Source organism: Phenylobacterium sp. (assembly GCF_004799515.1).
Taxonomy (GTDB): Bacteria; Pseudomonadota; Alphaproteobacteria; order Caulobacterales; family Caulobacteraceae; genus Phenylobacterium.
The window spans coordinates 66,704-86,821 of the sequence record NZ_SSMX01000052.1; the positions used below are offsets into that span (position 1 = coordinate 66,704).

The following is a 20,118-nucleotide window of genomic DNA, read 5'->3' on the forward strand; positions in this document are numbered from 1 at the left end:
CGCGGCGCCGCTTTCCCGACCCGATGGCGATGCTAAGGATGTCCGCCGCACGTTACGGAGGCCGAATGTCCCGACCGCTCCTCGCCGCCCTCACCCTGACCCTGGGAATCGGCCTCGCCGCGCCCGTCCTGGCGGCCGGGGCCATCCCGCCCAGCAAGGTGCCGCCGATCGCCTACAAGCAGCGCACCCTGGCCAACGGGCTGCAGGTCTACGAGAGCCTCGACCGCTCGACGCCCAACGTCACGGTGCAGCTCTGGTACGGGGTCGGCTCCAAGAACGACCCGGCCGGGCGCTCGGGCTTCGCCCACCTGTTCGAGCACCTGATGTTCAAAGCCACCCGCGACCTGCCGGCGGAAAGCTTCGACCGCCTGACCGAGGACGTCGGCGGGTTGAACAACGCCTCGACCGCCGACGACTACACCAACTACTACGAGGTGGTGCCGGCCAATCAGTTGCAGCGGCTGATCTGGGCCGAGTCCGAGCGGATGAGCACGCTCGTGGTGGACGAGGACAACTTCAAGTCCGAGCGCCAAGTGGTCGAGGAAGAGTTGCGCCAGCGGGTGCTGGCGGCGCCCTACGGCCGTCTGTTCAGCCTCTACCTGCCGCAGGCGACCTATGCGACGCACCCCTACCATCGCCCCGGCATCGGCTCGATCCAGGAGCTGGACGCCGCCACCCTCGACGACGTGCGCACCTTCCACGAGGAATATTATCGCCCCGACAACGCCGCCCTGATCGTGGTCGGCAACTTCGACGAGGCGGAGCTCAACGCCTGGGTGGACAAGTACTTCGGTCCGCTGAAGGACCCGGCCCAGCCGATCAAGCGGGTGACCGCGGTCGAGCCGCCGCGCACCCATCCGGGGGTCTATGACGGCTATGGGCCCAACGTCCCGCTGCCGGCGGTGGCGATCACCTGGCTGGGGCCGAAGGCCTCCGACCCCGACGCGCCGGCGCTGAGGGTGCTGGATTCGATCCTGTCGGGCGGCAAGTCGTCCCGGCTCTACGACAGCCTGGTCTACGAGAAGCAGATCGCCGCCGAGATCTATTCCAACGCCGACTTGCCGGCCCAGCCAGGCAATTTCGCGGTGGGCGCGATCATGGCCTCGGGCCACACCATCGCCGAGGGCGAGGCCGCCCTGCTGGCGCAGGTGAAGCGCCTGCAGACCGCTCCGCCGACGGCCCAGGAGCTGGAGACCGCCAAGAACCAGCTGATCACCGGCAAGCTGCGCGAGCGCGAGACCATCGACGGCCGCGGCTTCGCCCTGGGCTACGCCCTGCGCATCGACGGCGACGCGTCCAAGGTGAACTCCGAGCTCGCCGATCTGCAGGCGGTCACCGCCGCCGACGTGCAGCGGGTGGCGAAGAAGTACCTCGACCCCAACACCCGCATGACCATCCGCTACCGGGCCGAAAGCCAGCGGCCGAAGGGCGAGAGCGAGCCGGCGCCGCCGACGCCGCCCAAGACGGTGGCGACCTACACCGGCCCGGTCTTCACCCTGGCGCCGGAGGCCGAGCGGCAGGCCCCGCCGCCGGTGGGCGAGCCGATCTCGCCGGTGCTGCCCAAGCCCGCCGAGAAGACCCTGGCCAATGGCCTGCGGGTGATCGTGGCGCGCTCGACCAGCCTGCCGCTGGTCACCGCCGACCTGACGCTGAAGACCGGCGGATGGGCCGATCCCGCGGGCCTGGCCGGTGCGGTCAGCACGACCGCCGACATGCTGACCCAAGGCACCAAGACCCGCTCGGCCCAGGCCGTGGCGCAGCAGACCGAAGCGCTGGGCGCGACCCTGGAGTCCAGCGCCAGCCTGGAAGCCTCCTCCGTCACCCTGAACGTCATGCCCGACAAGCTGGACGCCGGCATGGCGATCATGGCCGACGTCGCCCGCAACCCGGCCTTCGCGCCCGCCGAGCTGGACCGCCTGCGCGCCCAGGACCTGGACGGCCTGCGCGTCGCCTACCAGGAGCCCGGCCAGGTCTCGGCCTATGCCGCCGCCCCGATCGTCTTCGCCGGCACCGCCTTCGGCCATGTGGCCGGCGGCACGCCGACCTCGCTGGCCAAACTGAGGCCCGCCGACCTGGCGGCCCTGCACACCGCCTGGTTCCGGCCCGACAACGCCATCCTGGTGCTGACCGGCGACATCACCGCCGAGCAGGGCTTCGCCCTGGCCGAGAAGGCCTATGGCGGCTGGGCCAGGCCCGCCACGCCGCTGCCGGCCCCGCCGGCCATCCGGCCGCAGGGCAAGCCGCGCGCGGTGGTCATCGACCTGCCCGGCACGGGCCAGGCCGCGGTGAACCTCGCCAAGGTCGGCATCCCGCGCGACGACCCGGACTACTATCCGGGCATCGTCGCCAACACCCTGCTGGGCGGCGGCTATTCCTCGCGGCTGAACCTGGAGATCCGCATCAAGCGCGGCCTCTCCTACGGCGCTTCCTCCAGCCTCAGCGCCAACCGCACCACCGGCTCGTTCCGCGCCGCGGCCCAGACCAAGAACGAAAGCGCCGTGCAGGTGGCCGACCTGATCGGCGAGCAGATGGCGTCGATGGCCTCCACGCCGGCCACCGCCGACGAGCTCACGGCGCGCAAGTCCAACCTGATCGGCAGCTATGGCCGCCGGCTGGAGACCACCAACGGCCTGGCCGGCATCCTGGGCAATCTCGCCCTCTATGGCGTACCGCTGGACGAGATCACCCGCTATACCGCCAAGGTCGAGGCGGTGACGCCGGCCCAGGTGCAGGCCGTCGCCGCCCGCGTCATGGACCCGGCCAAGGCCAACCTGATCATCGCGGGCGACGCCAAGACCTTCGTCGAGGCCCTGAGGGCCAAACGGCCGGACCTGGAGGTGATCCCGGTGGACAAGCTCGACCTCGACAGTCCGACGCTCAAGACGCCCTAGGTGCGCGACCGGTACGACGTCGTTGTGGTGGGCGCCGGCGCGGCCGGGATCGCCGGCCTGCGCCGCCTGGGGCGCGGCGGCCTGGAGGTCGTGGCCCTCGAGGCGCGGGACCGGGTCGGCGGGCGGGCGCACACGATCCGGACGGCGGGCGGCTTCCCAGTCGACTGCGGCGCGGGCTGGCTGCATTCGGCGGATGAGAATCCGCTGGCCGAGCCCATCGCGGCGGCGGGGTTCACCCTGGACAAGTCGCCGCCGCACTGGATGAAGCAGGCCTTCAACCGGGACTTTTCAGAGGAGGACCAGCGCGCCTACCGCCAGGCCTTCAACGCCCTGGACGCGCGGCTGGAAGCGGCGGCCGGGACCGGCGCTGACCGTCCGGCCTCCGACCTGCTGGAACCGGGAAGCCGCTGGAACCCGCTGCTCGACGCTTTCTCCAGCTACTACAACGGCGCGGAATTCGATCAGGTCTCGGTCCTCGACTACGGGGCCTACGAGGATTCCGGGGTCAACTGGCGAGTCGCCGAGGGTTACGGCGCGGCCATTGTCCACTTCGCGGCCCCGTACCGCATCGTCACCGGCTGTCCGGTGCGCACGATCCACCACGGCGGGCCCGAGCTGGTCCTGGGCACCGCCCGGGGCGCGGTGACTGCGCGGGCGGTGATCGTCGCGGTCCCGACGCCGCTGCTGAGCCAGGGCGGCCTGGCCTTCTCGCCCAGCCTGCCGGCGAAGGCCGAGGCGGCGGCGGGCCTGCCGCTGGGGCTGGCCGACAAGGTCTTCCTGCAGGTGGCCGAGCCTGACGCCCTCCCCGTCGACGGCCACCTATTCGGCCGCGCCGACCGAACGGAGATCGGCAGCTACCACCTGCGGCCCTTCGGGCGGCCCGTTATCGAGGCTTTCCTGGGCGGCCGCTGGGCGCGGGCCCTGGAGGCCGAGGGCCCCGGCGCGCCCACCGCCTTCGCCCTGGAGGAGTTGGGCGAACTGCTGGGCTCGGACTTCCGCCGGAGCCTGACGCCGCTCGGCGAGACGCGCTGGGCGCACGATCCCTGGGCGCTCGGCGCCTACTCCCACGCCCTGCCGGGCCACGCGGGAGACCGCGCGATCCTGGCCGCGCCGGTGGAGAACCGCCTGTTCTTCGCCGGCGAGGCGACGCACCCGCACCTCTACTCCACCGTCCACGGCGCCTGGGAAAGCGGCGAGCGGGCGGCGGAAGAGGCGATGGCGGCCCTGGCCTGACGCTCAGAGCGCGGCGGCCATCTCGGCCAGCTTGGCCACGGTGTTGAGGTTGCGGGCGGTGCCGGCCTTGGCGGCGGGAATGCGCAGCTTGGAATCCGCCTGGCCGTCGTCGTAGCGGACGTAGATCTCGCGGAGACCCAGCGCGATCACCTCGCCCTGGACGCCGGTGGCGTGTTCGGCGGCGTCGGCGGGCGGCGGCGCGTCGAGAAAGGTCGCGGTGACGCGGTTGCCGGGCGCATCGGGGAACGGATTGGCGTCGCGCACGGCGGCCATCTCGGCGGCGGTCCGCACCAGGACGCCCACCGGCTTGCCGGCGTAGTCGGCCAGCCGGCGCTCCAGCTCCGCCTTCACCTTCGCTTCCGAGGCCGCGCTCTCGAAGACCACGTTGCCGCTGGCGATATAGGTCTTCACCTTGGCGAAGCCGGCGGCCTCGCACATGGCCGCAAGTTCGGTCATCGGCAGCTTGCCGGTGCCGCCGACATTGACGGCGCGCAGGAGGGCGATGAAGGCGGTCATGGCCCCGAGCCTAGGCGCGCATCGTCCAGTGCGAAAGGTCGCGCTCGCGGCCCATCAGCGCCAGGCCCGAGGCGATGGATTCCAACTCCGCCCCGGTCTCGATGCGTGCGGGGTCGAAGCGGCGATGGAAGATGGCCCGGACCGCCGGCACCAGGGACGAGCCGCCGGTCAGGAAGATCCGGTCGACGCTTTCGGGCGCCAGGTTCGCGTTGGCCAGGGCCTCGTCCACCGCGCGTTCGATCAGCGCCAGCTCCGGGGCGATCCAGCCCTCGAAGGTCGCGCGCTTCACCCCGCCCTTCAGGGCGATGGAGCCGGCCTCGAAGACGAAGTCGGCCGCCTCGTCCGCCGACAGCGCCTCCTTCAGCCGCGAGACCGAGCGGTAGAGCTGGTAGCCGTAGTTCTCGTCCAGCACCTCCACCAGGCGGGCGATCTTCTCCGGCTCGGTCGCCTCGCGCTCCAGGGCGCGGATCTCGCGCATGTCGCGGCTGGCGCGCATCAGGGCCAGCTGGTCCCAGCGGGCGAAGGTCGAATAGTAGCGGTTGGGGATCGGCAGGGTCTTGCCGAAGCTCATATAGCTCGACCCTTTTCCGAGCGCCGGGGAGACCAGGTTGTCGATGATCCGGTAGTCGAAGGCGTCGCCCGCTACGCCGACGCCGGAGCGGCCCAGCGGAATGGCGCGGATCTCGCCGGCTCCCTCTCCGTGTCTTGGCCGCTCGAAGCGGATGATCGAGAAATCCGAGGTGCCGCCGCCGAAGTCGCCGACCAGCACCGTGGCGTCATGGTCGAGTTCCCGGGCGAAGAAGAAGGCCGCGCCCACCGGCTCGTAGGCGTAGAGGATCTCGGAAAAACCCAGGCGCGCAAAGGCGGTCTCATACCGCGTGAGCGCCAGAGATTCCTTCGGCGCGCCGCCCGCGAAGGTCACCGGGCGGCCGACGATCACCCGGTCGGGCAGCTCGGCCATGCCGGCGTCGGCATAGGCGCGCAGCTTCAGGAGGAAGGTCGAGAGCAGGTCCTCGAAGCGGTAGCGGCGGCCCAGCACCTGGGTCTCGCTGAAGCTCTCCGAGGCCGCGAAGCTCTTGAACGACTGGATGAAGCGGGTCTCGGCCGGGTCCTCCACATAGGCCTCAATGGCCCAGGGCCCGGCGGCGATGGCCCGGTCGTTAGGCTTGTCGCCCGCGTGGAACGACAGGCACGAGCGGAAGGCGAAGAGTTCGCCCTCCGGAGCCGGAAAGCGCACCAGCTCCGCCGCCCCGCCCGCGCCGGCCAGGGCCACGACGGTGTTGGTCGTGCCGAAGTCGATGCCGAGGGTGAAGCTCACCGAAGACTCCGTCGTATCGCCCAGTTGCTCCCCCGCTGGGGGAGCTGTCAGCAAAGCTGACTGAGGGGGTCCTCAGCGGCTTTGGAGCCGCCCCCCCTCCGGCGCTTCGCGCCACCTCCCCCGAAGGGGAGGAACTCATCAGTCCTCGATCTCCACCAGCGGGCGGTCGTAGGCGCAGACGGTGGCCATCTGCAGGATCTTCGACACCGAGGCCGAGAGCGGGCAGATCTGCACCGCGCGGTCGAGGCCGAGCAGGATCGGCCCGATCACCGTCGCCCCTCCTATGGACTGGATCAGCTGGGTGGAGATCGCCGCCGAGTGGATCGCCGGCATGATCAGCACATTGGCCGGGCCGGAGAGCCGCATGAACGGGTAGTTGACCCGCGCCGCCGGATCCAGGGCCAGCTCCGGAGGCATCTCGCCCTCGTACTCGAAGTCGACGTCCATCTCATCGAGCATGGCCACCGCCTCGCGCACCTTTTCCGAGCGCAGGCCCATGGGATTGCCGAAGGTGGAATAGCTCATGAAGGCCAGGCGCGGCTCATAGCCCAGGGTGCGCACGGCGCGGGCGGCCTCCCGGCCGATCTCCACCAGGTCCTCGGCCTCGGGCATCTCGGTGATGCTGGTGTCGGCGATGAACAGGGTGCGGCCCTTGGCCAGGACCACGCTCATGCCGATCACCCGGCCGTCCGGCGTGGGATCGATGACCCGCAGAACCTCCTCCAGCACCTGGTCGAAGGAGCGGGTGACGCCGGTCACCAGGCCGTCGGCGTGGCCCAGCGCCACCATGGCCGAGGCGAAGGCGTTGCGGTCCTGGTTCACCAGCCGCTGGACGTCGCGGCGCAGGTAGCCCTCGCGCTGCAGCCGGCCGTAGAGGTAGTCCACGTATTCGGCGTTGTGGCCGGAGAGCCGGGCGTTGACGATCTCGATCTTCACCTCGGCGGGATCCAGGCCCACCAGGCGCATGTTCTCGTGCACCAGGTCCTCGCGGCCCACCAGGATGGCGGCGCCGAGGTTGGCGGTCTGGAAGGCGTAGGCCGCGCGGATCACCGACGGCTCCTCGCCCTCGGCGAACACCACCCGCTTCTTCGGCCCCGACAGCACCGCGCCCTGCAGCTTCTGCAGGAAGCCGGCGGTGGGATCGAGCCGCTGGGCGAGGCTGGCGCGGTAGGCCGCCATGTCCTCGATCGGCCGGCGCGCCACGCCGGTGTCCATGGCCGCCTGGGCCACGAAGGGCGGAATGTAGGAGAGCAGCCTGGGATCGAAGGGCGTCGGGATGATGTATTCCGGCCCGAACTTCAGCTGACGGCCATGGTAGGCGGCGGCGACCTCGTCCGGCACGTCCTCACGGGCGAGCTGGGCCAGCGCGTTCGCGCAGGCGATCTTCATCTCCATGTTCACCCGGCGCGCCCGCACGTCGAGGGCGCCGCGGAAGATGTAGGGGAAGCCCAGGACGTTGTTCACTTGGTTCGGATAGTCGGACCGGCCGGTGGCGACGATGGCGTCGGGCCGCACGGCGTAGACCTCTTCCGGGGTGATTTCCGGGTCCGGGTTGGCCATGGCGAAGATGATCGGCTTGGGGGCCATCGTCTTGATCAGCTCTGGCGTGAGCGCGCCCTTCACCGAGAGGCCCACGAAGACGTCCGCGCCTTCCAGGGCCTCGGCCAGGGTGCGCTTGTCGGTCTCGACGGCGTGCGCCGACTTCCACTGATTCATGTCCTCGGAGCGGCCACGGTAGAGCACGCCCTTGCGGTCCACGGCGATGACGTTGTCGTGCCGCACGCCCATGGCCTTGATCAGCTCGAGCGTCGCGATGCCCGCCGCGCCGGGGCCGTTCAGCACCACCTTCACGCTGGCCATGTCGCGGCCGGTGATGTGGCAGGCGTTGATCAGGCCGGCGGCGGAGATGATCGCCGTGCCGTGCTGGTCGTCGTGGAAGACCGGGATGTCGAGCAGCTCCTGCAGCTCGGTCTCGATGCGGAAGCACTCGGGGCTCTTGATGTCCTCGAGGTTGATGCCGCCGTAGGTGATGCCGATGTTCTTGACGACGGTGATGATCTCGTCGGGATCGGTGGCGGCGACCTCGACGTCGATGGCGTCGACGTCGGCGAAGCGCTTGAAGAGCACCCCCTTGCCTTCCATCACCGGCTTGGAGGCGAGCGCGCCCAGGTTGCCCAGCCCGAGGATCGCCGTGCCGTTGGAGATCACGGCCACCAGGTTGCCCTTGGAGGTGTACTCGTAAGCCGCGTCCGGGTCCTTGGCGATCGCCAGCACCGGCACGGCGACACCCGGAGAATAGGCCAGCGAAAGATCGCTCTGCGTCGCCATCGGCTTGGTGGCCGCGATGGCGATCTTGCCTGGGGTGGGATACCGGTGGAAGTCGAGGGCTTCCTGGTCGGTAAAGGTGCGTTTCTCGGCGTCGCTCATGGCGGCGGCGGGTCCTTCAGGCGTCGGTTGCGATGAGAAGCCCGAACCCTACAGACCCCGGCAATGCGAAACAACCTCGGTCAAGCTTGGCTTTGTATTGACAGGTACGTAAGTCTCTACTTACGGTAAGCCATGACTAACGCCATGGCCTTCGCCGCCCTCGCCGACCCGACCCGCCGGGCGGTGTTCGAGCGCCTGGCCGGCGGGCCACGGGCGGTGGGCGAGCTCGCCGAGGGCCTGCCGGTCAGCCGGCCGGCGGTGTCGCAGCACCTGAAGGTCTTGAAGGCGGCCGGCCTGGTCACCGACCGGCCCGACGGCGCCCGCCGCGTCTACCAGATCGACCCGCAGGGCCTGGGCCAGATCCGCGCCTGGCTCGACCGCTTCTGGGATGAGGCGCTCGAGGCCTTCAAGGCCGAGGCCGAGCGCCAGCCCGATGACCATCAGGAGGAACAACCGTGAACCAGACCATCACCCCCGCCGCGATCCGCAAGAGCTTGACTGTGCGCGCCACGCCGGAGAAGGCCTTCGAGGTCTTCACCAAGGGTCTCGACCGCTGGTGGCCCCGCTCGCACGTCCTGGGCGACTCGCCCTTGAAGGAGGCCGTGCTCGAACCCCGCGTGGGCGGCCGCTGGTTTGGCCGCCATGAGGCCGGCGATCAGCTCTGGGGCGATGTCCTAGTCTGGGAGCCGCCCGCGCGGCTGGTCCTCGCGTGACGCATCACCCACGAGTGGGCCTACGACCCCAACCTGCTGACCGAGATTGACGTCCGCTTCACCGACGTCGGGAACGGCGAGACCCGCGTGGACTTCGAGCACCGCGACCTCGAGCGCTTCGGCGACAGCGAGAAGGCCGTCCAGACCCGCACCGCCATGGACGGCGGCTGGGGGACCATCCTCGAGGCCTTCCAGGCGGCCGCCAACGGCGGCTAGGCGGGTCCGCAGATCGCGCCGATCGCGGCCGCCGCCACCTGAGCCAGCGCCTCCCGCGGCTCGCCCAACCGGGCGCGGATGGCCAAGGTGTGCAGGGCGGCGGTCGCGACCATGGCCGCTGCGTCCGCCGTCAGCCCCGGCGCCAGCTCGCTGGCCGAATGGGCGAACCGCTCGCGGAACAGGGCGTCCTCGTCGGCGACGAAGGCGGTCGCCAGCGCGCGGGCCTGCGGGTCCTCCACCGCCTGGGTCACGGCGGTGCCGATGATGAAGCAGCCCCGTTGCCCGATCTCGCCCTCCACATAGGCGCCGATCACCGCCTCGAAGAGGTCGACCAGCACCGCGCGCAGCGCCCCTTCGCGGCCAACCATCGCCGCCATCGCCGCCACGGCCCGGGTCCGCGTGCGCGTCAGGGCGGCCATGTAGAGGGCGTGCTTGTCGCCGAAGGCGGCATAGAGGCTGGGCCGCTTCAGGCCGGTCGCCAGGGCGATGTCGTCAAGCGACGCCGCCGCATAGCCCAGATTCCAGAACACCGAGCGCGCCTTATCCAGCACCTCGTCGGCGTCGAAGCTCCGAGGCCGGCCCCGGGCGCGCGCTTCTTTTTGTACCATATCGCAAAGAAATCCTTGACCCGCTATATTTTGTGCGAAACGGTACGGAAATCAACCCAGGAGCCGACCGATGAACCTCTATTTCTCGCCCCTCGCCTGTTCGATGGCCAGCCGCATCGTCCTCTACGAAGCGGGCGGCGATGCGGATTTCGTCCGCGTGGACACCAAGGCCGGCCGCACAACGGACGGCGACGACTACGCCAAGATCAATCCCAAGGGCCTGGTGCCGGCCCTCAGAACCGACGACGGCGAGGTGCTGACCGAGAACGCCGCGATCCTGCAGTACCTGGGCGAGCGTTTCCCGCAGTCGGGTCTCGTTCCGACGGGCTTCAACCGCGCGCTGATGCAGCAGTGGCTGAGCTTCGTGGGGACGGAGCTGCACGCCGGTGTGTTCCACCCGCTGTTCGTCCCGACGGCCGGTCCCGACGCCAAGGGCTTCGCCCGCGAACATGCGGCCCGGAACCTGGCCTATCTGGACAGCCACCTCGACGGCCGCGACTGGCTCCTCGACCGCTTCACCGTGGCTGACGCCTACCTGACGGCGGTGCTGAACTGGGCGCAGTTCGTGAACCTGGACCTCGCGCCCTACCCCCATGTCGCCGCCTTCCTGGAGCGGGCCAAGGCCCGGCCCAGCGTGGCGAAGGCCATGGGCGAGGAGGCCGCCTTGGCCCGGCCGGCCTGAGGCGGACCGCGGCGGCGGCGTTGACCTGCGTGAAACCGTCGGGACACTAGGCTCCTGCCCGTCAGCCGGAAGCACGCCGCCGCCCATGCCCGATTCCGATCCCCCGATCCGCATCGCCGTCGCCGGCGCGCTGGGCCGCATGGGCCACGCCGTGATCGCCGCGGCGGAGGCCGAGCCCGGCCTGACTGTGGCCGCCCGCTTCGACCGCCCAGACAGTCCAACGGGCGAGGGGCTGATGAGCCCGGAGGCCGCCCTGGAGGCCGCCCAGGTCGTCATCGACTTCACCACGCCTGCGGCCTCAGCGGCGCTCGCCGAGGCTTGCGCGGCGCGCGGCGGCCCGGCCCTGGTGATCGGTTCGACCGGCTTCGACGAGGCCCAGATCGCGGCCATCGCCCGGGCCGCCGAACGGGTCGCCATCGTGCGGGCCGGCAACTTTTCGCTCGGCGTCAACGTCCTGATGGGTCTGGTGGAGCAGGCCGCCGCCCGCCTGGCACCCGAGGCCTACGACATCGAGATCCTCGAGGCGCATCATCGCCGCAAGGTCGATGCGCCCTCCGGCACGGCGCTGATGCTGGGCGAAGCCGCCGCCCGCGGCCGGGGCGCGGCGCTGGACCAGGTCGCCAGGCGCGGCCGCGACGGGATCACCGGCGCAAGGCCGGCCGGCGAGATCGGCTTCGCTGTGCTGCGCGGCGGCGGCATCGTCGGCGAGCACAGCGTCACCTTCGCCGCCGAGGACGAGATCCTGACCCTGTCCCACTCCGCCCGCGACCGGGGCCTGTTCGCCCGCGGCGCGGTGGTGGCCGCCCGCTGGGTGGCGGGACGCGCGCCCGGGCAGTACGACATGCGCGACGTGCTGGGCTTCTCCGGCCGGAGCTAGCGCCCAAGTGTTCATCGACGACGACGATCTCCTCAAGCGCGACGCCACCGAGCAACTGGCGCTGCTGGCCGGCAAGAAAATCTCCGCCGCCGAACTCCTGAAGATCGCGCTGGCCCGTCACGAGGCGACCCATGCGCGGTTGAACGCCGTGGTGGCCGTCGACCCCGAACGCGCCCTGGAGCACGCCAAGGCGATCGATGAGCAGCGCGCGCGCGGCGAAACCCTGGGCCCGCTGGCCGGACTGCCGATGACCGTCAAGGACACCCTGGACGTGGTCGCCCTGCCCGCATCCTCCGGCCTGAAGCACCTGCGTCAGCGCCAGGCGCAGGACGCCTCGGCGGTGCGGCTGGCCAAGCACGCCGGCGTGGTGGTCTGGGGCAAGACCAATGTCCCGGTCCTGGCCGGCGACTGGCAGAGCTTCAACTCGCTCTACGGGACCACCAACAACCCGTGGGACACCGCCCGGACGCCCGGCGGCTCGTCCGGCGGCGCGGCCGCCGCGCTGGCGGCCGGCGTCACGCCGCTGGAGATCGGCTCGGACATCGGCGGGTCGCTGCGCGTGCCGGCCAGCTTCAGCGGGGTCTGCAGCCACAAGCCCACCTGGGGCCTGGTCAACCAGCACGGCCATGTGCCGCCCTCGCCGGGCTCCTGGAGCGAGCGCGACCTGAACGTCCTGGGCCCCATGGCCCGCTCGGCCCGTGACCTGCGCCTCCTGCTCTCGGTGATCTCGGGTGCGCCGGTGGCCGCCCGCGCGCCGGCCGCCGACCTGAAGACCGCCAAGATCGCGCTGTGGCTCGACGAACCCAGCTTCCCGCTGGACCCGCAGGCGCGCGCGGTCCTCGAAGCCTTCGCCGCCGAGCTGACCGCCGCAGGCGTGGAGGTGACGCCCATCGCTTCGCCCCTGCATATGCCGACGCTCACGGCGGCCTACCGCACCCTGCTGGGCGCGACCATCGGCGAGGACATGCCCGACAAGGCGATCCGCGCCATGACCCGCATGCGCGGCCTGGCCCGCTGGCAGGTCGAACGCGGCGGAGACGCCGCCGCCAACGCCGCCATGACGCTGGCCTACACCGCGACCCATCGGGAATGGCTGGCGGCCGACGCGGTCAGGAACCGCCTGCGCCAGGAGATCGCCGGCCTGTTCGGCCGCTTCGACGTCATCCTGGCGCCGATCGCCCCGGTCACCGCCTTCCCGCATGACCACCGCCCGTTCGGCAAGCGCGACCTCAAGATGTCCGACGGGCGCGCGATCGCCTACGGATCCATGCTGAACTGGATTTCCCTGGCGACCGCCCTGCACCTGCCGGCCACCGCCATTCCGGCCGGCCTCGCAGCCGACGGCCTGCCGGTGGGCGCTCAGTTGATCGGCCCCCTCAGCGGCGACGCCAAGACGCTCGCCCTGGCCCAGGCCATCGACGAGCATATCCGCGGCTTCGTGAGCCCGCCAGCGGCCTAGGGCTTGGCGGGCGCCGGCGCCTGCCTCGCCCAGGCCGCGTCGAGGGCGCCCTGCATGTCCTCGCCGACCCCGCGGCGGACCAGCGACAGGCCTTCCAGTTCCACCTTGTCCGACCGCAGCATGCGCGGCTTCAGGCCATAGCCTACCAGGTAGATCGCCCGGTCGGTCTTGGTTTGGCCGTCCTCGATGAAGCTGGTGACGATGCCCACCGGCAGGCGCAGGCCCTGGCGGCGCTTCTCGCCGCGGTCGTGCAGGGCCTTGTCCAGGCCGCCGCCCTCGAACCACCCGGCCTCGATCCGGGGATTGCCGGTGGTCTGGACGGGGTCGCCACGCACCTCCCGCGGGAAGCTGACGGCCTGAGTCTGGATCACCTGCTCGGGATGGACGGCGGTCAGGCGCAGGCGCTCGCCCTCGCCCTCCGGCGCGGCGGTCATCAGGAAGGTGAGCTTGAGCGCCCCGGCCTGGGCCTCGGCCCGTCTCTCCTGAGCTTCCGCGGCGCGTTCCTTTTCCGTGAGCGTGCGCTCGCGGTGGCTGTCCCAATAGCCGAGGGCCGCGATCGTCACCGCGGCGATGCCGACCAGCTCGGCGAGCGTCAGCCAGCGGAGCGGCAGGCGTTTGGCCATCGTCTAGCGTCCGGTGGACCCGAAGCCGCCGGCGCCGCGGGCGGTCTCGTCCAGGCTGTCGACCTCGGCCCAGGCGGCCTGGACCACGGGAGCGATCACCAGCTGGGCGATCCGCTCGCCGCGGCGGATGACGAACTCTTCTTCGCCGAGGTTGATCAGGATCACCTTCACCTCGCCGCGATAGTCGGCGTCGATGGTGCCCGGCGTGTTGAGGCAGGTGACGCCGTGCTTGGCCGCCAGGCCCGAGCGCGGCCGCACCTGGCCCTCGAACCCGGCGGGCAGCGCGAAGGCCAGGCCCGTGGGCGCCGCGAAGCGCGCGCCCGGGCGCAGGATCACGGGCTCGTCCTGCGGCACCGCGGCGCGCAGGTCCATGCCGGCGGCTTGGGCGGTCTCATAGGCCGGCAGCGGCAGGCCTTGGCCATGGGTCAGGCGAGTGATCGGGATGATGGGATTGCTCACGAGAATTCCTTGGCGATGCGCTCGGCAAGGCGGCGGGCGACCGCGCCCTTGGCCATCCGCTCCCATCGCTCGATTCCGCCGGCGCTGACGAGGGCGATGGCGTTGTCGTCGCCGCCCATGGTCCCGGTCACGCTGACGTCGTTGGCGACGATCCAGTCGCAGCCCTTCTTGGCGAGCTTGGCTTTCGCGTGCGCTTCCATATCGTTGGTCTCGGCGGCGAAGCCGACCACCAGGCGCGGGCGGCGCCCATGCTTCGACAAGGCCGCAAGGATGTCGGGGTTTTCCACCAGCGCCAGGGGCTGCGGCGGCGCGCCGTCCTTCTTGAGCTTCTGGGTGACCGCTTCCGCGGGCCGCCAGTCGGCCACGGCCGCGACGCAGACCGCGACGTCAGCGGGCAGCGCCGCCTCGCAGGCCGCCAGCATCTCCCGCGCGCTTTCGACGTCCACACGCGTCACGCCCGCCGGCGCCGGCAGGGCGGTCGGGCCGCTGACCAGGGTCACCTCGCCGCCCAAGGCCGCGAGGGCGCCGGCGATGGCGTAGCCCTGCTTGCCCGAGGAGCGGTTGGTCAGCACCCGCACCGGGTCGATGGCCTCCACCGTCGGCCCCGCCGTCACCAGCGCCCGCTTGCCGGCCAGCGGCCGCGCGCCGCCGGGGCCCAGCAGGGCCAGGATCGCCCCGAAGACCGCCGGGGGCTCGGCCATCCGGCCCGGGCCATATTCGCCGCAGGCCATGGCGCCCTCGTCGGGCCCCACGAACCGCACGCCGTCGCCGATGAGCGTCGCGAGGTTCCGGCGGGTCGCGGCGTGCTCCCACATCCGCACGTTCATGGCCGGCGCCATCAAGACCGGCTTGTCGGTGGCCAGCAGGGTGGTCGAGGCCAAGTCGTTGGCGTGGCCGTTCGCGGCCTTGGCCATCAGGTCGGCGGTGGCCGGCGCCACCACCACGAGGTCGGCCGAGCGCGACAGCTCGATGTGGCCCATCTCGGCCTCGTCGGTCAGCGAGAAGAGCTCGGAATAGACCTTGTCCTCGGCCAGGGCCGACAGCGACAGCGGGGTCACGAAGTGCGCCCCGGCCGCCGTGAGGATCGGCCGGACGCCGATCCCGGCCTTGCGCAGCAGGCGCGTGAGCTCCAGCGCCTTGTAGGCCGCGATCCCGCCGCCGACGATCAGGAGTATCCGCTTTTCGTCCCCGGGCATGTCCAAGGTGTCAGGGCCCCTTCGTCGACGCGCGTCCGACTTAGGGCAAATGGGGGCCCGCGACAAATCCGGCAAATTGGACTCGACATTTGTTGCAGTTTGTTCTTTCTTTGTTCGGAAGCTCTGCTGTTGGGAGAGGAAGATGGCTGGGTTGAGGATGGCGCTGCCCTTGGCGCTGGGGATTTCGGCGCTGGCTCTGGTGAGCGCCTGCGACAACGGCCCCTCCGCGGTGGCCAAGAAGGCCTCGGGTTCCGAGGTGGCGACGGCCAACGGACCGGAGCGTTCGTCCGGCGGCGGGAGCGACCGGCGCGGCGGCTACGGCGACGACGCGCCGCGCGTCGATCACCGCAAGGACGAGGTGGCCAAGGCCGAGGACGGCAAGCCCGTCTGGGCCGCCAGCCGCCGCTTCTCCGCGGAAGAGGGCGCGGAGCGGCAATTCGAGCGCGACGGGGCGACCTTCGACGCCAAGACGGTGGATCAATACGTCAGGAAGGCGCACGCCTTCGTGGGCCATCCGCCGAAGGGCACGCTGACGCTGACCCGCAAGAACGGCGACACCCTGTTCTACGACCCGAAGGACAACGTCTTCGCCGTGGCCAGCAAGGACGGCGCGCCGCGCACCATGTTCAAGCCCGATGACGGCATGGCCTATTGGGAGAAGCAGAAGGACCGCGAGGAGCGCAGCAGTTCGCGGCGCTCTTCACGGTCGGCCGACGATGACGCCTGACGGCGGAATCTTGGGGAGCGGTGGGGCCGGCGCTCAGCGCCAGTACATCGCCGCCAGGAAGGCTGCGCCTGCGGCCACCGCGCCCAGGGCGAACCACAGGAGACGGCCGGCCGGCGCCCGGGCGGGCTCGACGGCGACAAGGGCCGCCGGGCCCAGCGGGTTCTCCACCAGGCGGGCGAGGTTGCGCAGCGCCGTGGCGGCCTCGTCCGAGTAGCGCCTGATCCGCGCGAGGGGCGAGAGCTCGCGCGCGATCCAGCGGCGCACCACCGGGTCGGCGGCGTCCCAGATGTTATGGTCTGGCTGGATACGCCGGGCGACGCCCTCCACGGTCATCATGGTCTTCTGCAAGAGGACCAGCTCTGGGCGCAGGCGCATCTCGTAGAGGGCGGTGATCTCGAAGAGCTGCAGCAGGACCCGGCTCATCGGCACCTCGCTGGCCGGGCGGCCGAACACCGCCTCGCCCACGGCCCTGAGCGCCTGGGCGAAGGCCTGGACGCTGTGGCGGGCCGGGACATAGCCCGCATCGAAATGGGTGCGGGCGACGGCCTCGTAGTCGCGATTGAGGAAGCCCCAGAGGATCTCCGCCAGGTAGCGCCGCTCGTTCGGCCCGATGCGGCCGATGATCCCGAAGTCGACGGCGGTCAGGGAGGCCGGGGCGGCGGCGAACAGGTTGCCCTCGTGCAGGTCGGCGTGGAACACGCCGTGGTCCAGGGCCTGGGACAGGAAGGCGCGGATCAGGTTGTCGGCCATGGCCTTGTGGTCGAGGCCGGGCTGGGTCAGGGCCGCCGGGTCCGACAGCGGCCAGCCGCGCGCCCATTCCATGGTCAGCACCCGCTTGCCGACGCCTTCCCAGGCGATCTTCGGGGCAGCCATGTAGCCGTCCTCAGCCATCACCTCGCGCAGCTCATCGGCGCCGGCCGCTTCAAGGCGCAGGTCCAGCTCCAGGGTGATGGCGCGGATCACCGTGTCCGCGAACGCCCGGGGCTCCAGCCGCCGGGCCGGCGGGATCCAGCGCTCGATCAGCCGCGCGGCCAGGGTCAGGCTCTCGGCGTCGGCGGCCACGCGCCGCTCGATCCCGGGCCGCAGCACCTTCACCGCCACCTTGCGCCCGTCGCGCAGCTTGGCCTCGTGCGCCTGGGCCAGCGAGGCCGCGGCGATCGGCTCGCCGAACTCTGCGTAGAGGCTCTCCACCGTGCGCCCGAGCGTGCGCTCGACCTCCTGGCGGGCGACGGCGGTGGGGAACGGCGGCAGCCGGTCCTTCAGCCGCGACAGGTCCTCGGCGAACTCCCGGCCGAAGAAGTCGCCGCGGGTGGACAGGACCTGGCCGAGCTTGATGGCCACCGGCCCCATGCCTTCCAAGGCCCGGGCCAGCCGCTCGCCCGGCCGGCCCCGCCGCGCCTCGGCGCCGGCGAAGACCCGCAGCGTCCGGGCCAGGGCCCCGACCGAGGGCGGATAGGCCGCGTCCAGCTCCCGCGGCAGGAGGGCGTCGTTGCGGACCAGGGCCCACAGCGCGCCCACCATGCGGCCGAACGCGGCGGGACCGCTCATGGCGTCTAGATCACCCGCCCGGTGTGCAGGGCCGCGACCCCGCCGGTGAAGTTGGTGACGTCCACGCGGCTGAACCCCGCCTCGCCGATCATGGCGGCGAACCGGCGCTGGTCGGGGAAGCGGCGGATGCTCTCCACCAGGTACTGATAGGCCTCGCGGTCGCCGGCGACCCGCGCGCCGACCGCCGGGATCACCTTGAAGGAATAGGCGTCGTAGGCCTTGCGCAGAGCCTCGGTCACCGGCCGGGAGAACTCCAGGCAGAGGAACCGGCCGCCGGGCCGCAGCACCCGGCGCGCCTCGCGCAGGGCGGCTGGAATGTCGGTGACATTGCGGATGCCGAAGGAGATCACATAGGCCTCGGCTGAGGCGTCGGGCAGCGGCAGCCGCTGGGCGTCGCCCACCGCCCAGGCCATCTCCGGCTCAGAGCCCTTGGCGCGGCCAGCGGCGATCATCTCGGCGTTGTAGTCGACCACGATCACCTTGGCGTCCGCCCCGCCGCGGCGCAGCTGGGCGCGCCTGGCCATGCGGGAAAACCGCCGCGCCATGTCCCCGGTGCCCCCGGCGCAGTCGACGATGGTCTCCCCCGGCTGCGGGTTCAACCGCGCGGCCACGGCGTCCTTCCACAGGCGATGGACGCCCCCGCTCATCAGGTCGTTCATCAGATCGTAGCGGCCGGCGACGCGGTCGAAGACGCCCCGCACCAGGCCGGGCTTCTCGGCGGCGTCGACGTCGCGGAAGCCGAAGGTGGCGGCAGGTCCGGTCATGGCGAGGCTCTTAGCCCCTTATCGCTTTCCTCTCCAAGAGGCTTGGGCCTCCAAGGCCCTTGGCGAGGTCGCCCCGCCATGCCAAGCCTCAGGCCATGCCCGAGCTTCCCGAGGTCGAAACGGTGCGGGGCGGCCTGGCGCCGGTGCTGGAGGGCCACAGGCTGGCCCGCGTGGAGGCCCGCCGCCCCGACCTGCGCTTTCCCCTGCCGCCCAACTTCGTCCAGGCGCTGACCGGGGCGACCATCGTCAGGCTGGAGCGCCGGGCGAAGTACCTGCTGGGCCGCCTCGACCGCGAGGACACCCTGGTCATGCACCTGGGCATGAGCGGCCGCTTCGAGATCGCCCACCCGCACGGGCCCCAGCCCACCCGGCCCGGCGAGTTCCACTACGCGCCCGATCCGGACCCGAAGCACGCCCACATCGTCTTCGAGACCGAGGCCGGCGTTCGGGTGACCTATTACGACCCGCGCCGCTTCGGCTACATGGCGCTGGTCAACACCGCGACCCTGCACCTGCACCCCTGGTTCGCGGGGCTCGGGCCGGAGCCGCTCAGCGAGGCCTTCGACGCCGGCCACCTGCACGCCGCGTTCAAGGACCGCAAGCAGGGCCCCAAGACCCTGCTGCTGGACCAGCGGATCGTGGCGGGCCTGGGCAATATCTATGTCTGCGAGGCGTTGAACCGGGCGCGCATCTCGCCCTTCAAGCCGGCGGGGGGCATTTCAAGGAAACGCCTTGAAAAGCTGGTCGAGGATATCCGCGCCGTGCTGGGCGAGGCGATCGCCGCGGGCGGCTCGACGCTGCGCGACTACGCCCAGGCCGACGGCGCGCTTGGCTATTTCCAGCACCGCTTCCGCGTCTACGACCGCGAGGGCGAGCCCTGCTTCAACGACCCTAAGGCCGGCGTTATCGCCCGCAAGGTCCAGGCCGGCCGCTCCACCTTCTATTGCCCCACGTGCCAGATATGAGCCGCCTGGGCCGCACGCTGGCGGGCCTGCTGACTCTCTGCGCCGTCCTGGCTTCAGCCCCGGCGGCGCTGGCCTTCCCGCCGGTCTGGGTGGTCAAGGGCAAGGACGCCGAGGTGGTGCTGTTCGGCTCGATCCACGTCCTGCCGCCCGGCCTGGCCTGGGAGCCGCCGGCCCTCGACCGGGCGCTGAAGGCCGCCGACGAGGTCTGGTTCGAGCTGCCGATCGATGCGCAGAGCGAGGCCGATACGGCGAACCTCGCCACCCAGATGGGCGTGCTGCCGCCAGAGGGCTCGCTGTTCCACCTGCTGTCCCCGGACGACGCGGCGCTGATGAGCCGGGTGGCGGCGACCTATGACGTCTCGCCCATGCTCCTCGATCGGCTGAAGCCCTGGCTGGCGGAGATCAGCCTGGCCGGCGGCGCCTACCGCAAGATCGGGGCGGACGCAAACTCCGGCGTCGAGAAGACCATCGCCGCCCTGGCCACGCCCAAGGCCCAGCGCGAGGCCTTCGAGACCCCGCAGGAGCAGATCGCCATGCTGGCCGGCGGCACGATGGACGAGCAGATCGCCTCCCTGCGCGAGACCCTGCAGGAGCTGGATGAGAAGCCCGACGAATATCGCATCCTGATCGACGCCTGGATGACGGGCGACGTGAAGGCCCTGGACCATGAGGCGCTGGAGCCCCTGCGCGCGTCCTCGCCGGCCCTGTTCCAGCGGCTGGTCACCGAACGCAACGCCCATTGGACCGCGGTGCTGGACGAGCGGCTGAAGCACCACGGCGAAGCGGTGGTGGTGGTCGGCGTGGGCCACCTGATCGGCCCGGACGGCGTGCCCGCCCGCCTGCGCGCCCTTGGCTATTCGGTTACGGGGCCTTAGAGCCGCTGGCGCAACCCACAG

Annotated in this window: 20 protein-coding genes; 11 read left to right on the plus strand and 9 right to left on the minus strand. The window is 71.2% G+C overall.

Going from position 1 to position 20,118, the window contains the following annotated elements; translation table 11 throughout:
- The first annotated feature begins 65 nt into the window (after window positions 1-65).
- Window positions 66-2,891, plus strand: coding sequence for a pitrilysin family protein (locus E8A49_RS20320; RefSeq protein WP_293385926.1), 2,826 nt, complete (start codon window positions 66-68; stop codon window positions 2,889-2,891).
- The gene (locus E8A49_RS20325; RefSeq protein ID WP_293385928.1) at window positions 2,892-4,124 is read left to right on the plus strand and encodes an NAD(P)/FAD-dependent oxidoreductase; all 1,233 of its coding nucleotides are present in this window, start codon (window positions 2,892-2,894) and stop codon (window positions 4,122-4,124) included.
- Between the two features lie 3 nt (window positions 4,125-4,127).
- Here the strand turns inward: E8A49_RS20325 and E8A49_RS20330 are convergent, their stop codons facing one another.
- The 3 genes from E8A49_RS20330 to E8A49_RS20340 all read right to left on the minus strand — a co-directional run bounded on the left by E8A49_RS20330 (window position 4,128) and on the right by E8A49_RS20340 (window position 8,385).
- Window positions 4,128-4,640, minus strand: a complete 513-nt coding sequence (locus E8A49_RS20330; protein WP_293385930.1) for a DUF1697 domain-containing protein — start codon at window positions 4,638-4,640, stop codon at window positions 4,128-4,130.
- Window positions 4,641-4,650: 10 nt separating this feature from the next.
- Complete coding sequence (locus tag E8A49_RS20335) at window positions 4,651-5,958, minus strand: Hsp70 family protein (RefSeq protein WP_293385932.1); 1,308 nt, start codon at window positions 5,956-5,958, stop codon at window positions 4,651-4,653.
- A gap of 138 nt (window positions 5,959-6,096) precedes the next feature.
- Window positions 6,097-8,385: an NADP-dependent malic enzyme gene (locus tag E8A49_RS20340; RefSeq protein ID WP_293385934.1), complete on the minus strand. Its 2,289-nt coding sequence runs from the start codon at window positions 8,383-8,385 to the stop codon at window positions 6,097-6,099.
- 144 nt (window positions 8,386-8,529) lie between these two features.
- Here E8A49_RS20340 and E8A49_RS20345 point away from each other — a divergent pair, with 144 nt between their 5' ends.
- From E8A49_RS20345 to E8A49_RS20355, 3 genes are read left to right on the plus strand one after another with little or no spacing between them, the layout of a single operon-like run.
- Entirely contained in the window at window positions 8,530-8,844 is a 315-nt protein-coding gene (locus E8A49_RS20345) for a metalloregulator ArsR/SmtB family transcription factor (protein WP_293385936.1), read from the plus strand.
- The gene (locus E8A49_RS20350; RefSeq protein WP_293385938.1) at window positions 8,841-9,098 is read left to right on the plus strand and encodes a hypothetical protein; all 258 of its coding nucleotides are present in this window, start codon (window positions 8,841-8,843) and stop codon (window positions 9,096-9,098) included. Before E8A49_RS20345 ends, E8A49_RS20350 begins: the two co-directional genes overlap by 4 nt.
- Window positions 9,099-9,101: 3 nt before the next feature.
- Complete coding sequence (locus E8A49_RS20355) at window positions 9,102-9,314, plus strand: SRPBCC domain-containing protein (protein ID WP_293386001.1); 213 nt, start codon at window positions 9,102-9,104, stop codon at window positions 9,312-9,314.
- On the opposite strand, the gene E8A49_RS20360 is transcribed toward E8A49_RS20355, so the two are convergent.
- On the minus strand, window positions 9,311-9,922 hold the full coding sequence (locus E8A49_RS20360) for a TetR/AcrR family transcriptional regulator (RefSeq protein WP_293385940.1): 612 nt from the start codon (window positions 9,920-9,922) through the stop codon (window positions 9,311-9,313). The genes E8A49_RS20355 and E8A49_RS20360 overlap by 4 nt on opposite strands.
- Window positions 9,923-9,992: 70 nt before the next feature.
- Here E8A49_RS20360 and E8A49_RS20365 point away from each other — a divergent pair, with 70 nt between their 5' ends.
- The 3 genes from E8A49_RS20365 (at window position 9,993) to E8A49_RS20375 (ending at window position 12,940) form a co-directional block, all read left to right on the plus strand.
- Entirely contained in the window at window positions 9,993-10,604 is a 612-nt protein-coding gene (locus tag E8A49_RS20365) for a glutathione S-transferase C-terminal domain-containing protein (protein WP_293385942.1), read from the plus strand.
- Between the two features lie 85 nt (window positions 10,605-10,689).
- The gene (gene dapB / locus E8A49_RS20370; protein WP_293385944.1) at window positions 10,690-11,481 is read left to right on the plus strand and encodes a 4-hydroxy-tetrahydrodipicolinate reductase; all 792 of its coding nucleotides are present in this window, start codon (window positions 10,690-10,692) and stop codon (window positions 11,479-11,481) included.
- A gap of 7 nt (window positions 11,482-11,488) precedes the next feature.
- Window positions 11,489-12,940, plus strand: a complete 1,452-nt coding sequence (locus tag E8A49_RS20375) for an amidase family protein (RefSeq protein ID WP_293385946.1) — start codon at window positions 11,489-11,491, stop codon at window positions 12,938-12,940.
- On the opposite strand, the gene E8A49_RS20380 is transcribed toward E8A49_RS20375, so the two are convergent.
- From E8A49_RS20380 to coaBC, 3 genes are read right to left on the minus strand one after another with little or no spacing between them, the layout of a single operon-like run.
- Window positions 12,937-13,563: a hypothetical protein gene (locus E8A49_RS20380; RefSeq protein ID WP_293385948.1), complete on the minus strand. Its 627-nt coding sequence runs from the start codon at window positions 13,561-13,563 to the stop codon at window positions 12,937-12,939. The genes E8A49_RS20375 and E8A49_RS20380 overlap by 4 nt on opposite strands.
- Before the next feature lie 3 nt (window positions 13,564-13,566).
- Entirely contained in the window at window positions 13,567-14,022 is a 456-nt protein-coding gene (dut, locus tag E8A49_RS20385) for a dUTP diphosphatase (protein WP_293385950.1), read from the minus strand.
- Window positions 14,019-15,218, minus strand: coding sequence for a bifunctional phosphopantothenoylcysteine decarboxylase/phosphopantothenate--cysteine ligase CoaBC (gene coaBC, locus E8A49_RS20390; RefSeq protein WP_293385953.1), 1,200 nt, complete (start codon window positions 15,216-15,218; stop codon window positions 14,019-14,021). The genes dut and coaBC overlap by 4 nt, the downstream gene beginning before the upstream one ends.
- Before the next feature lie 142 nt (window positions 15,219-15,360).
- On the opposite strand from coaBC, the gene E8A49_RS20395 reads away from it, so the two are divergent.
- Window positions 15,361-15,945 (plus strand): hypothetical protein, encoded by a 585-nt coding sequence (locus E8A49_RS20395; protein WP_293385955.1) that lies wholly within the window; start codon window positions 15,361-15,363, stop codon window positions 15,943-15,945.
- 33 nt (window positions 15,946-15,978) lie between these two features.
- Here the strand turns inward: E8A49_RS20395 and ubiB are convergent, their stop codons facing one another.
- Both ubiB and E8A49_RS20405 read right to left on the minus strand, forming a co-directional pair.
- A complete protein-coding gene (gene ubiB / locus E8A49_RS20400; RefSeq protein ID WP_293385957.1) occupies window positions 15,979-17,493 on the minus strand; it encodes a 2-polyprenylphenol 6-hydroxylase in 1,515 nt (504 codons plus the stop codon).
- Window positions 17,494-17,498: 5 nt separating this feature from the next.
- Window positions 17,499-18,257, minus strand: coding sequence for a class I SAM-dependent methyltransferase (locus tag E8A49_RS20405; protein ID WP_293385959.1), 759 nt, complete (start codon window positions 18,255-18,257; stop codon window positions 17,499-17,501).
- Window positions 18,258-18,352: 95 nt separating this feature from the next.
- Here E8A49_RS20405 and mutM point away from each other — a divergent pair, with 95 nt between their 5' ends.
- Entirely contained in the window at window positions 18,353-19,222 is an 870-nt protein-coding gene (gene mutM / locus E8A49_RS20410) for a bifunctional DNA-formamidopyrimidine glycosylase/DNA-(apurinic or apyrimidinic site) lyase (RefSeq protein ID WP_293385961.1), read from the plus strand.
- Window positions 19,219-20,097: a TraB/GumN family protein gene (locus E8A49_RS20415; RefSeq protein WP_293385963.1), complete on the plus strand. Its 879-nt coding sequence runs from the start codon at window positions 19,219-19,221 to the stop codon at window positions 20,095-20,097. The genes mutM and E8A49_RS20415 overlap by 4 nt, the downstream gene beginning before the upstream one ends.
- Window positions 20,098-20,118: the final 21 nt, after the last annotated feature.